General features: G+C 64.3%; 11 protein-coding genes. 5 read left to right on the top strand and 6 right to left on the bottom strand.

The features are described 5' to 3' along the window. Positions 1–5: 5 nt before the first annotated feature. The 6 genes from ACIGHN_RS10165 to ACIGHN_RS10140 all read right to left on the bottom strand — a co-directional run bounded on the left by ACIGHN_RS10165 (position 6) and on the right by ACIGHN_RS10140 (position 6007). A complete protein-coding gene (locus ACIGHN_RS10165) occupies positions 6–680 on the bottom strand; it encodes an amino acid ABC transporter permease (RefSeq protein ID WP_056410469.1) in 675 nt (224 codons plus the stop codon). Between the two features lie 199 nt (positions 681–879). Next, the gene (locus ACIGHN_RS10160) at positions 880–1701 is read right to left on the bottom strand and encodes a transporter substrate-binding domain-containing protein (protein ID WP_396504261.1); all 822 of its coding nucleotides are present in this window, start codon (positions 1699–1701) and stop codon (positions 880–882) included. After that, the gene (locus ACIGHN_RS10155; protein ID WP_396504377.1) at positions 1698–2561 is read right to left on the bottom strand and encodes an FCD domain-containing protein; all 864 of its coding nucleotides are present in this window, start codon (positions 2559–2561) and stop codon (positions 1698–1700) included. The genes ACIGHN_RS10160 and ACIGHN_RS10155 overlap by 4 nt, the downstream gene beginning before the upstream one ends. 126 nt (positions 2562–2687) lie before the next feature. Beyond that, positions 2688–4202, bottom strand: coding sequence for a carboxylesterase/lipase family protein (locus tag ACIGHN_RS10150; RefSeq protein WP_396504260.1), 1515 nt, complete (start codon positions 4200–4202; stop codon positions 2688–2690). After that, positions 4199–5200 (bottom strand): Bug family tripartite tricarboxylate transporter substrate binding protein, encoded by a 1002-nt coding sequence (locus ACIGHN_RS10145; protein WP_396504259.1) that lies wholly within the window; start codon positions 5198–5200, stop codon positions 4199–4201. Before ACIGHN_RS10145 ends, ACIGHN_RS10150 begins: the two co-directional genes overlap by 4 nt. 117 nt (positions 5201–5317) lie before the next feature. Next, positions 5318–6007, bottom strand: a complete 690-nt coding sequence (locus tag ACIGHN_RS10140) for a TetR/AcrR family transcriptional regulator (RefSeq protein WP_396504258.1) — start codon at positions 6005–6007, stop codon at positions 5318–5320. Between the two features lie 164 nt (positions 6008–6171). On the opposite strand from ACIGHN_RS10140, the gene ACIGHN_RS10135 reads away from it, so the two are divergent. The 5 genes from ACIGHN_RS10135 (at position 6172) to ACIGHN_RS10115 (ending at position 12144) form a co-directional block, all read left to right on the top strand. Continuing rightward, a complete protein-coding gene (locus ACIGHN_RS10135) occupies positions 6172–7596 on the top strand; it encodes an FAD-binding oxidoreductase (protein WP_396504257.1) in 1425 nt (474 codons plus the stop codon). Positions 7597–7983: 387 nt separating this feature from the next. Beyond that, on the top strand, positions 7984–8859 hold the full coding sequence (locus tag ACIGHN_RS10130; protein ID WP_396504256.1) for a DUF6402 family protein: 876 nt from the start codon (positions 7984–7986) through the stop codon (positions 8857–8859). A 65-nt stretch (positions 8860–8924) separates the two neighbouring features. Further along, the gene (locus ACIGHN_RS10125; RefSeq protein ID WP_396504255.1) at positions 8925–9746 is read left to right on the top strand and encodes a hypothetical protein; all 822 of its coding nucleotides are present in this window, start codon (positions 8925–8927) and stop codon (positions 9744–9746) included. Between the two features lie 800 nt (positions 9747–10546). Continuing rightward, entirely contained in the window at positions 10547–11314 is a 768-nt protein-coding gene (locus ACIGHN_RS10120) for an alpha/beta fold hydrolase (RefSeq protein WP_396504254.1), read from the top strand. 74 nt (positions 11315–11388) lie between these two features. Continuing rightward, positions 11389–12144, top strand: a complete 756-nt coding sequence (locus ACIGHN_RS10115) for a hypothetical protein (protein ID WP_396504253.1) — start codon at positions 11389–11391, stop codon at positions 12142–12144. Positions 12145–12155: the final 11 nt, after the last annotated feature.

Here is a 12155-nt window from a genome sequence, read left to right as displayed (position 1 = left end):
GCGATCTACCTTCCCACCAGAAAACGCGCCCCCACCCACATCAGCAGGCGGCGGGTGAGCATGGACAGCACCAGGTACACCAGCGTGGCCAGGATGAAGGCCTCGAACGCGCGGAAGGTGTTGCTCGATATCAGGTTGGCGGCGTAGCTCAGCTCGGGCGTGGAGATCTGGCCGCACACGGCCGAGCCCAGCATCACGATGATGATCTGGCTGACCATCGCAGGCCACACCTTGAGCAGCGCGGGCGGCAGCACCACGCGCCGGAAGGTCTGGCCGGGCGTGAGCGCCAAGCTCTGCGCCGCCTCGATCTGGCCGCGCGGCGTGGCCTCGATGCCGGCGCGGATGATCTCGGCCGAGTACGCGCCCAGGTTGATCACCATGGCCAGCACCGACGCGACCTCGGGCGAGAGCTTGAGGCCCAGCGCCGGCAGCCCGAAGAACAGGAAGAACAGCTGCACGATGAAGGGCGTGTTGCGCACCAGCTCTACATACGCCGCCACGGCCCAGCGCAGCGGCGCCGCACGCGGCCCGAGGTTGCGCGCACGCGCCCAGGCGCAGGCCGTGCCCAGCAGCAGCCCCAGCACGGTGCCCACGATGGTGAGGCCGATGGTCCACGCCAGGCCACGCACCAGCAGCGGCCAGGACGAGAGCACGGCAGAGAAGTCGAGTTGGATCAGCATGGTGCTTGCGGCTTGGGTTGTGGGTGCCTGCGCACTGCAGTGCGCGTCATGGAACGCGGGGTAGCACTTTCACGGCCACCGCCCTCACACCCGTTCGGCCTGAGCCTGTCGAAGCCAGGGCGCGCGCACGGCGCGTCGGGAACGGCTTGCACAGGCTCATCAACGTGAACGGTGGGAAAGAGTCACAACGCGCCGTTGATCACAGAGGCAATTCACCTGCAGGCCGGCCCAGCCACTTGCTCGACAGCTTGTCGATGTCGCCCGACTTCTTCGCTTCGGCAATGATCTCGTTCACGCGCAGGCGCAGCTTGTCCTCGCCCTTGGCCACGCCGATGAAGTTGGGGCTGTCTTTCAGCAGCAGCTTGTATTCGGTCTGCAGGTTGGGGTTCTTCATCATGATGGTGCCGGCCGTGGAGGCGCTGGTGGCTATGGCCTGCGTCTGGCCCGACACGAAGGCCGAGATGCTGGCGGCGTGGTCTTCGAAGCGCTTGACGTCCACGCCGGCAGGCGCAACCTTGCCCAGCTCCTGGTCTTCCATCGCGCCGCGCGTCACGGCGACCGACTTGCCGGTCAGGTCGGCAAAGCTCTTGATCGACAGGCTCTTGCTCGCGAAGACGGCCTGGAAGAATGGCGCATACGAAGCGGTGAAGTCGATGACCTTCTCGCGCTCGGGGTTCTTGCCCAGCGTGGAGATCACGAGGTCGGCCTTCTGCGTCTGCAGGTAGGGGATGCGGTTGGCGCTGGTCACGGGGATCAGCTCGACCTTCACGCCGAGCTTGGCACCGATGTACTGGGCCATCTCCACATCCAGGCCCTGGGGCTTGAGGTCGGTGCCGACGAAGCCGTAGGGCGGGTAGTCGGTGGGGATGGCGATCTTGATTTCCTTGGCCTTGAGGATGTTGTCCAGCGCGTTCTGCGCGTGGGCGGCGGGTGCCATGAGCGCAGCCGACAGGCCGGCGGCGGCGAGCACGCCCAGGGTCAGGCGGCGGGTCGATGGTGCAGGGGTGCGGCGGATGGTCATAGCAGGGCTCCTAGGTAGGTGGATGCGTCGGCGGGTGCTGCGTCGTTGTCGGACGCGGGGGAAAGGGAACGTGCGGTGGCGGCGCGCGGCTTGCGGGGCCGGGGCTTCTTGTCAGGTGTGATTGGGGTTGCAGGCTGGGCCGGCGTGGCAGCAATGGCGGACCTGGCAGCGCCCGGATCGGCGGCGGGGCTCTTGTGCATGGGCGCCAGCGCGTCGCGCAGCCCCGCCAGCGGGTCGGTGCTGGCCTGCAGGCGCAGTGCCGACTGCACCGAGCCGATGTGTTCGGACATCAACGCCTCGGCCCGGGCGATGTCGCCGGCCTCCAGCGCCTCGACGATGCGCACGTGGTCCGCGCAGGACTGCGCCGCATCGTGCGACGACTGGTAGAGCATGGCGATCAGCGTGGTGCGCGCCGTGAAGTCGCGCAGCGTGTCGGCGAGCAGGCCGTTGCCCAGGCATTCGGCCAGGCACACATGGAAGTCGCCCAGCAGGAAGCTGCGCACGCCCACGTCGCTGCCCGCGAGCGCCGCCTTCTCGCGCTGCAAGTGGGCCTTGAGCTGGCGCACGGCGGCCTTGTCGACCGACTTGAGCTGGTGCAACAGGCCGAGTTCGATCACGCGGCGCGCCTCGAAGGCCTCGCGGGCCTCGTCTTCCGACGGTTCGATCACATACCAGCCGCGCCGCGCGCTCACGGTGACGATGCCGCGGGTGGACAGGCGCGTGAGCGCCTCGCGCACGATGGTGCGGCTGCAGTCGAACAGCATCGCCAGCTGCTGCTCGCCCAGGCGCGAGCCGGGGGCCAGCTTCTGGGCCATCACGGCTTCGATGATGCGGTTGCTGATGTCGTTGGCGGTGGTCATTGCCATCCACCGATTGCAGGTTCCGTGCCAACTGGTATACAAGCTCTGCGCACCAGTCTGGCGCACCCGGGCTGCCCATCAGCGTGCCGGCCGGGCGCCCTCGCCCCGGCATGGGGCATCACCGCCTCAGGTCAGCGCATCCCAGAGGTGCAGCAGGTCGTCGTACGGCCGGTCGGTGCAGGCAGACGGCGCACCGAAGCGCATGGTCCAGGCCTGGCTGTCGGTGAACGCCGGCCAGCCCGGGTCGCCCGACACGGCGAACTGTGCCCATGCCGAGTGCATGGCCTGCGACAAGGCCGCCGGCGGCTGCGGGCCAGTGAACTCCAGGCCCTGCGGCGTGTCGAGGTTGGCAAAGACGAAGGGCAGCTCCACCGCATGCGCGGCCCCCAGGCGGCCCCGCGCCTGGGGCGACGGCCATTCGAAGCTGTAGCGATAGGCCCCGCCCGTGCAGCGCGCCGCCAGGCGCGCGATGCCCAGGGCCGGCGCCCGGTAGTAGTAATCGGCCTGCAAGGCGGCCAGCAGCGCCCCCGGGGTGGCCTGGCCGCCGTCCACGCGGGTGCGGTAGGCGGCCACCAGCGCTGCGGGCAGTTCGGCATCGTGTGCGAACGCATCGACGTGTGCGGGCGTGGCGTGGTCCCACAGGCCCGTGGGCAGGTGGTACAGGCGCATCTCGTCGGCATTGCTGCCCACCAGGACCTGCAGCGCGCGGGCCTGCACGGGGTGTGCGGCCCAGCAATGGTGCATGGCGTGCAGCGGCGGCGCGGACAGCACCTCGCCATCCACCACGGGCCGCAGCGGAAAGAACTGGCGCCCGCCCAGGCCCATGCGGCGGCGCAGCGCCGGGTCGATGGCCAGGCGATGCACGGCCTGCAGCACCGCCGCAAGCGGCGCCAGCGCCAGCGTGTCGCGCTCGGGCGCCACGCCCGCCAGCGCAGCGACGGCTTCGCGGGCTGCGGCGGCCTCCTCCAGCGTCTGGCAAGCCACGCTGGGGCTTTGCAGGATGGCCCGCTGGAACAAGCCCAGCGTTTGCGGCATGCCCAGCAGGCAGGCCAGCGCACCCGCGCCGGCAGACTGGCCCATCACCGTGACACGGCCTGCGTCGCCACCCCAGGCAGCGATGTGCTGCTGCACCCAGCGCAAGGCCGCCACGATGTCGAGCAGGCCGCGATTGGCCGGCGCGCCGGGCAGGTGCACAAAGCCGTCGATGCCCAGGCGGTACTGCACCGACACGAACACCACGCCCTGCCGGGCCCACGATGCCCCGTCGTAGAGCGGGTCGCTGGCCGAGCCCCGGAAGAAGCCGCCGCCGTGGACCCACACCACCACGGGGAGCGCCCCCGCAGCGTCGGTGGCGGGTGGGTCGGGCGCCCAGATGTTGAGCGCCAGGCACTCCGGCCCGCCCACCACGGGCGTGTGGGCCTGCGCCACGCGCGGCAGTTGCGGCGCGGCCGGCGCGAACGCCAGCGCATCGCGCACGCCCTGCCAGGGCGGCACGGGTGCGGGCGCCTGAAAACGCAGCGCTCCAAACGGTGGCTGGGCGTACGGAATGCCGCGGTACACCTGCATGCCCTGTTGCACGCTGCCGCGCAGGCCGCCCCCGTGGGCCAGCGAGACTTCGCAGTGCACAGCGCTGCCGGTCATTCGGTGGCCAGGCCCAGCTTGTCGATCAGCGGCCGCCACACCGCCGCATCGCGCTCGGCCCACACGCGCACGTCGCGCGGCGCGGTGGCCGTGAGGCTCACGTTCATGGCGTCGAAGCGGCTCTTGTACTGCGCGTCGCCGCGGCACTTCTCGGTGGCGGCATTCAGGCGGTTGAGCAGCTCGGGCGGCGTGCCGGCGCGCGCCACCACGGCGATCCACGATGGCCGCGCGAGGTCGGCCGCGGCGGGCAGCGCTTCGGCGATGGTGGGCACATCGGGCAGCAGCGGCGAGCGCTGCGCGCCGAACACCGCCAGCGCCGTCAGCTTGCCCGCCTTGACCTGCGCGGCGGCCGTGCCCATCACCAGGGTCATGGCCTGGATCTGCTGGCCCATGAGCGCCGTGAGCCCCGCCCCTTCGCCGACGAACGGAACGTGCGTGCCGGGCGCACCCATCTTGTCCAGCAGCGCGGAGGTGAGCAGGTGCGCCGGGCTGCCCTTGCCCGGCGAGCCGAAGTTGACGCCGCCGGGCGTGGCGCGCGCCAGCCTGTCCAGGTCCTGCAGCCGCGCGATGCCGCTGCCCGCCGGAACGGCCAGCACCAGCGGCGAGGTACCGAGCACGGCCACGCCATCGAAGTCCGCCAGCGGGTCGTACGGGCGCTGGCGGTACACATAGGGCGTGATCGACATCTGCGACATGCCGATGCTCATGAGCGTGTAGCCATCGGCCGGCTGGCCCTTGAGAAAGTTGACGGCCAGGATGCCGTTGGCACCCGGCTTGTTCTGCACCACCACGCTCTGGCCCAGCTCACGCGCGGCGCAGTCGGCCCAGACACGGGTCATCGCGTCCGACCCGCTGCCCGGCGGCTGCTGCGCCACGAGCTGCAGGGGCTTGGCCGGATACGCCGCCGGCTGGGCCTGGGCGAAGGGCCACCAGGCCGCACAGGCCAGCGTGGCCGCCAGCGCGGTGGGGCGGATGCAATGGGCTTTCGAGGACGTCATGCGGTGTCTCCAGGTGGTGGTGAGCGAAGGGCTGCACGCGCGCGCCAGACCGGGCGCTCGGCCGGGCACTTGGCCGGTTGGGCCCGACCTTGCAGGCGGCGTGCGGTGAAACAGTCGTCAGGTCTTCGGGCCGCGCCGCGCGCCGTGGCGGGCTGCAAGTGGCGGTGCGGCGGCCTCGCAGCGGCTGGCGATCAGGCCCGCCAGGCACCGCAGCTGTGCCTGCGGCGCTGCGCTGTCGCCCGCAGCAGGTGCGGTGGCCGTGTCCGGGAACAGCTGCAGCAGCCCCATGCCGCGCAGCGTGGAGAACACCAGCCCCAGGAACGCCGCACGGTCCGGCGCCGTGGCCAGCTCCGGGAACGCGTCGAAGAAGCCATCGCGCATCTGCGCGTTGATCTGCTGGCGCAACTGCGCGATGTGCTCCAGCACCGCGCTCTGGTTGCGGCAACCGAGGTAGATGTTCCAGGCGACGATGAAACGCGGCTGGGCATAGATCAGATCCCACGCGGCCTGCACGAACAGCGTCGCGCGCTGCGCGGCGGGCAGCGTGCGCGCCGGCCAGAGCTGGCCTGCCTCCACGCGCTGCTCCACCAGCTCGCTCAGCACACGCATCATGAGCACGGCCTTGGACTCGAAGTGGTGCTGCACCGCGCCCGAGGTCATGCCGGCCGAGCGCGCCAGTTCGTGGATGGACATCTCCTCCAGGCTGCGGTGCTGGATCACGTCGATGGCCGTGGCGATGAGGTGCTGGCGCGTGGCCGCGCTGCGCTCGGCGTGGCTGCGGCGCTCAGGGATGTTCCGGGTGTTCATGCGGCACAAGCAATATACATTTCAAACGTAATGTAAATGCGGCGCCGTCGCACCCCATCGGGGAATACCCGGTGCGCAACCCTGCCCGCACTGGGGGCCGGCCGCACAGGGCCGGCCCGGCCACCTAGAATGATTTCCAACCGCCGACCTACGGAGACACACCCATGAACGCCCCCACCGCCACCGCCCACCTGATGCCCGAGATCCACCTGCGCGATGTGCCGCAGGCCTTGATCGAGGCACTGCAAAACCGCTTTGGCGCGCAGTGCTCCACGGCCCAGGCCGTGCGCGAGCAGCACGGGCGCGACGAGGGCTCGCTGCAGGCGCCCCCGCCTTCGGCCGTGGTGTTTGCCCAGAACACGCAGGACGTGGCCGACGCCGTGAAGCTGGCCAGCCAGTACGAGGTGCCCGTGATCCCCTACGGCGCGGGTTCATCGCTCGAAGGCCACCTGCTGGCCGTGCAGGGCGGCATCAGCATCGACGTGAGCCGCATGAACCAAGTGCTGAGCGTGAACGCCGAAGACCTCACGGTGACGGTGCAGCCCGGCATCACGCGCAAGCAGCTCAACGATGCGATCAAGGACACGGGCCTGTTCTTCCCCATCGACCCCGGCGCCGACGCGAGCATCGGCGGCATGAGCGCCACGCGCGCCAGCGGCACCAACGCCGTGCGCTACGGCACCATGCGCGAGAACGTGCTGGCGCTGGAGGTGGTCACGGCCAGCGGCGACATCATCCACACCGGCACGCGCGCCAAGAAGAGCAGCGCCGGTTACGACCTCACTCGCCTGCTGGTGGGCAGCGAGGGAACGCTGGGCATCATGACGCAGATCACCGTGCGCCTGTACCCGCTGCCCGAAGCAGTGAGCGCCGCGATCTGCTCGTTCCCGAGCATCGAGGCCGCCGTGCACACCGTGATCCAGACCATCCAGCTGGGCGTGCCCATTGCGCGCGTGGAGCTCATCGACCACCACACGGTGCGCATGGTGAACGCCCATAGCAAACTCACGCTGCGCGAGGAACCGATGCTGCTGATGGAGTTCCACGGCTCGCCTGCGGGCGTGAAGGAGCAGGCAGAGACCGTGCAGGACATCGCCAGCGAGTTTGGCGGCCAGGCCTTCGAATGGGCCAGCACGCCCGAGGAACGCACCCGCCTGTGGACCGCACGGCACAACGCCTACTTCGCCGCCGTGCAAAGCCGCCCGGGCTGCCGCGCCATCAGCACCGACACCTGCGTGCCCATCAGCCGCCTGGCCGACTGCCTGCTCGAATCCGTGGACGAGGCCGAAGCCAGCGGCATCCCGTACTTCCTCGTCGGCCACGTGGGCGACGGCAACTTCCACTTCGGCTACTTGATCGACCCCGACAGCGCCGAAGAACGCGCGAAGGCCGAGGCCTTGAACCACACCCTGGTAGCCCGCGCGCTGAGCATGGGCGGCACCTGCACCGGCGAACATGGCGTGGGCATCCACAAGATGGGCTTCCTGCTGGACGAAACGGGGGCGGGCGCGGTGGACATGATGCGGTCTATCAAGCGGGCGCTGGACCCGAAGAACATCTTGAATCCTGGGAAGATTTTTTCGATGTGATTTTGAGCACGCTGCCCGACGAGCTATTAATCCCATAATTTTTCTCGGGCGTCAACCGATCTCGCGGGCGTCATCTTTGCTTAGCTCCTATAGAGCCTGCGCACTCTGGTCGGCACAAAGCATCTTATCCGCCTCAACGCATGCAATACACAGAAGCATGTCCATATCATCAAAAAAACAGAAGAAAATGCTTTATTCCATTTGCATGTCAACTGTATGATTGCTTCATTCAGTTTTATTCGGGCGAATTTATATTATGCCCACAAAATACCGCCTGCCTAGAATCGCCGAAGACGACCGCGACTCCGATGTGAAGCAGACCGGGTATAGTGTGATGAAATTTTAGACATTCACCGTCAAATTAACACTACCGCCTCTGAGAATAATATGAGCTTAGTTGAGAGCATAAAAAAGAAAGCATCACAGATAAACCCTGCCAACGAGGCAGCAGTCACGATAGGTCGCACCCTTGGAACAGAACCGGCCGTATCAGCCGTCCGAATTGAAGACATAGCAGAACACTTTGAGTTAATTGAAATTCCCGCCGTAATGCAACACAGCATGAACGCTCCCCAAGGAGCGGAGTTGATGCGACAGTGGTTTCAATCTCCTCCATTCGTTTTGCCCGAGTCATGGCGCCCGGGAAACATTAACTCCCTCAGCATCCCAAGTCAGAACCTAAACACAACTACCATCAAGATGAGTTGGGTTGCAGGCTTTCCTCGCGTGGTCAATGGATTGATCAAACTCGAAAGAGAGCGCATCACAACCGCTGCAGCATCGCGAGAGTTGCGACGCATTCTACAACGCCAACAGTTTCTCACCAATAGGCGTGAACCAATAGGCGTATCACGAGACACTGTCGTGTTGCATGAAACTGCGCATCTTAATTCAGAACCCATTCCTTGGGGAGGCACTGTCGATCCATTGGATTGCGCGCTGGCCGCTTTCACCCTCCATATGGCAATAAGCGGTTTTGTTAGTCCCCTCAGCACAAAAAGCACCAGCAAAACGCATGAGGTAGAAATCACAGAACTACACTTCTATGTACGCGATTGCTACGACTTTACTTCAGACCGAGAGCCGCTTGGCTCTTGGAATCGAACTGGCGCGTCGGTTTCACCATATGTACTAGGCAAGTTCTTTGCCGAAAACAACGTATTCAGAAAATGGCGAGACAGACATAATCGTGGCGGCGACTTTGTTATATTTTCCGATTTGCTGACAAAAAGGCTACCGCGCCCGATCACCATCCAAATTTAATCTTAATCTTCGTGCCTTTGTCAATCTCATCTTTTTTCCGTTACGCCTACTTGCTCACGGCAAGTATGATCATGCTCATCGGGCTATTCGGACTGAATAATGTACGGGATGTCACCGGCACCATGCTTGGCGGCGGGTCTGCCGACTTGTTTTCCGCCTACACAACGTTTTTCGCATTTTTGCTATTCTGGGCAGGAATTTCTTTTCGCCTGCGTGGCGCACAATCATTGCTGGGTTCACTACTGCTAATTGGCTGCGGCATTACCGCACATTCTTTATACACCTATCCAAGTCAAGCCGAGGACTTGAGCATATCTATCGTATACAGTCCAAACACGGACAATTTGACGACCACACTTGTCATCTGCATAGCCTTATTGATACTAGTGACGCTGCACTCGCCCAGAACTCGGCGCTGGTTGCGGTTGAAACTATGGCGTCGAAGAATCAAATTCTTAATACACCACAATGTATTTAAGTGGTTTTATTTGGCTTTTTCCAGTTTTGCCTTGTTGATCGGCTGGGCGATCAAGCTCCATATGGCATATGTATTCAATGCGGGTGATTGGCCTATATCCAGCATAGAAAATTTTTATTTTTTCATGACCATGCTAGGGTTGCTGCTATTTGGCATCGGAATGGCATTTCGATGGCACAAGGCACGTTGGGCACTGGTAGGAACGCTATTGCTAGGCATCGCACTTAGCATATTTTCGTTTTTAACATTGCAACCGAGCATGGCGAGTACCCCAACCGCCTTCGCCCCTACCTCTGAAGAATTGAAGTCAATTTTTTGGCGCAGCGTCGTGTTGCTTCTGCTTGTTTTTTTCTCTGCGCCTATCTTTCGCCAATCTTGGAGAAGATGGACAAAATGCCTCAAAATCTAACTGCCTGCTCCCACAAACCAACTCCATACGCAAAGCGACGATGCTGAGCACAGGACAAAACATTAGACATCAGCCCGCCATCTCCTGTATCCGATGCAGAGGCGTGTACTGCGCTGATGCAAGCGGCCAAAAGGGGCGACGACGCGCTAGAAATTCGCAAGAACTTGCTCAGAGTGTTTGGCTGAAAGCAATCCCTGGCAATCTGCGTCGTATTCGCTATAGCTGGCCGCGCGAGTTCTGACGAAATCCTGCAAGAAGTGGCTCTGCACGCTGACGTTTTTCGAGCCATCCCATAGTGTTGAAGGTGCAACAACGCTCATGGACGAACTGCCGACAGTCCCACGCCACGCCAAATTCTGCAGTCCAAGATGCCACTTACTGGTAGACACTGGTCAAGGTACAAGCATTGCACTGATCACTCTGGTGGTGCCATTAATTCCAGGCATCGTGTTTCTTGCACTGGCCGTTGGGTGTTGGGTGCTTTTCACGCTCGTCACCGGTCTTGGACAAGTGGCTGACGACCCACCCAAAAGTTCGGCAAGTTGATCACCAACCGGCAGACGTCTGGAGCGATTTCGCACACCACGAAGTGGGTGATCACAGCCAGCATGTTGGTTATGCTTCCCTCTTATTTTTTTGAAGCGCCTTCACGCGCCATTCAGGCTGCGGTGGCCGCTGGCATGTTGGCTGTGCTGGTGTATGGGCGGCGGAGGCAGGAAGAGGCTGATGTGCCAGTTGTAGCCTAGTCATCCTGGTTGGCACCTGGAAGACCTACACGTCCAATGTCAAAAATCCGGATCATGGTCACAGTCGTACTACTCCCCGGCATGGACGGCACAGGTGACCTTTTCGCACCATTCGTTGCGGCTTTGGGACCGATGATCCGTACGGTTGTGGTGAGCTATCCCACGGATGCGGCGCTCGACTATCAAGCGCTTGAGACGGTGGCGCGAAAAGCACTGCCTACGGACGGACCCTATGTTCTTTTGGGTGAGTCGTTCTCAGGCCCCATCGCACTGTCGCTGGCTGCGTCTTGTCCGCCAGGGCTGGCCGGGGTGGTGCTCTGCGCCACGTTTGCGAAGAACCCGGTCCCGTTGCTACGCGCTGTGAGGGCGCTCGCAGCCATCACGCCCTTCGAGCTTGCACCCGCCTGGCTGGTGGGCAAATTTCTCATGGGCCGGCACGCGTCGCCGGAACTGGGGCGCCTGCTGCACGCAGCGCTGGCTAAGGTGTCCGGTACGGCGCTGCGCGCAAGAGCGAGCGCCATTTTGGGTGTGGACGTGGTGGCCAAGCTTCGCACTGTGCAAGTGCCGGTGCTGTACCTTCAAGCCACGGAAGATCGGTTGATCAAGGACGCATCGGCTCAGGTGATCACGCGCGCGCTCCCCAGCGTCGAGCTTGTTCGCATCGAGGCTCCGCACTTGCTGCTGCAGGTCGCGCCCGCCGCTGCCGCGTCGGCGGTGGCAACTTTTTGTGCGCGGACCGAAGCCGCGTGGAGATCTGTTGCTGCGACGACCGAGGGGCCGGACGACAGGGCCCGTACCGACAGCTTTTCTCATCAACAGTGATGGATTTCACGACGCGATCCGGCGGCATCGCTGCACGTGAAGGCCACCCGGGCGTGCCCATCTATGCTCGACCAATGCCCCAGTTCATTCGCTCGTTCACGCTGCTCATCGCGCTTCTTGGCAGCCTGCTCTTTGGCGCCTTGCTGATCACCTCCCTGCTGCAACCCACCTGGGTCGAGCACACGGCGCGCGACATGATCCGCCAGCACATTGAAAAGAAAACCGGCGAGAAGCTGCAGGCCCTGGATGAGCGCTTTCTGACCGGGCGGGCGCGGCTTCTCTGGCAGGGCAAGCAGCAAGAGATCGACGCGGCACGCCAGGCGCTGTCGGCAGGCCTGCCAGCGCGCGTGGCTGCCATCGCAGCCGAGATGGGCATTCCCGCCTGCGAGTGCCGCAAGCGGCGCGAGCAGCGCCTGCAGCTGGAGATCGGCACGGCGCAGCAGATGCAGGCCCGCCTCGACGCGTTGATCCGCACGGCTTACCTCGACACGGCAGAGAAGCTGCTGCGCGAGCTGCGCATCTTCAGCGGCGCGAATGCGCTCGCGTTTGCCTTGCTGGGGCTGGCCGCATGGCGGCGCCGCGGTGCACAAGCGGCGGCGCTGGTACCGGCCGCGGCCACGCTGCTGGCGGCTACGCTGATCTGCAGCGGTGTGTACCTGTGGGGCCAGAACTGGCTCTCCACCATCGTCTTCGGCAGCTACGTGGGATGGGGCCAGTTGGCCTACATTGCGGTGGTGTACGCGTGGCTGTGCGACCTGCTGTTCAACCAGGCCCGCGTGAGCGGACACCTGTGCCAGGGCATGGGGAGCATCTCCGTGTCACCCTGCTGAAAGTTTTTCTC

Source organism: Acidovorax sp. NPDC077693, assembly GCF_044542805.1.
Classification (GTDB): Bacteria; Pseudomonadota; Gammaproteobacteria; order Burkholderiales; family Burkholderiaceae_C; genus Acidovorax.
The sequence above is the reverse complement of the archived record's forward strand: the minus strand, read 5'-3'. Positions and strand labels throughout refer to the sequence as shown.

Coding starts and splice junctions, on each gene's coding strand:
- ACIGHN_RS10165 (WP_056410469.1), bottom strand. CDS start 680: ATGCTGATCCAACTCGACTTCTCTGCCGTGCTCTCGTCCTGGCCGCTG.
- ACIGHN_RS10160 (WP_396504261.1), bottom strand. CDS start 1,701: ATGACCATCCGCCGCACCCCTGCACCATCGACCCGCCGCCTGACCCTG.
- ACIGHN_RS10155 (WP_396504377.1), bottom strand. CDS start 2,561: ATGACCACCGCCAACGACATCAGCAACCGCATCATCGAAGCCGTGATG.
- ACIGHN_RS10150 (WP_396504260.1), bottom strand. CDS start 4,202: ATGACCGGCAGCGCTGTGCACTGCGAAGTCTCGCTGGCCCACGGGGGC.
- ACIGHN_RS10145 (WP_396504259.1), bottom strand. CDS start 5,200: ATGACGTCCTCGAAAGCCCATTGCATCCGCCCCACCGCGCTGGCGGCC.
- ACIGHN_RS10140 (WP_396504258.1), bottom strand. CDS start 6,007: ATGAACACCCGGAACATCCCTGAGCGCCGCAGCCACGCCGAGCGCAGC.
- ACIGHN_RS10135 (WP_396504257.1), top strand. CDS start 6,172: ATGAACGCCCCCACCGCCACCGCCCACCTGATGCCCGAGATCCACCTG.
- ACIGHN_RS10130 (WP_396504256.1), top strand. CDS start 7,984: ATGAGCTTAGTTGAGAGCATAAAAAAGAAAGCATCACAGATAAACCCT.
- ACIGHN_RS10125 (WP_396504255.1), top strand. CDS start 8,925: ATGATCATGCTCATCGGGCTATTCGGACTGAATAATGTACGGGATGTC.
- ACIGHN_RS10120 (WP_396504254.1), top strand. CDS start 10,547: ATGGTCACAGTCGTACTACTCCCCGGCATGGACGGCACAGGTGACCTT.
- ACIGHN_RS10115 (WP_396504253.1), top strand. CDS start 11,389: ATGCCCCAGTTCATTCGCTCGTTCACGCTGCTCATCGCGCTTCTTGGC.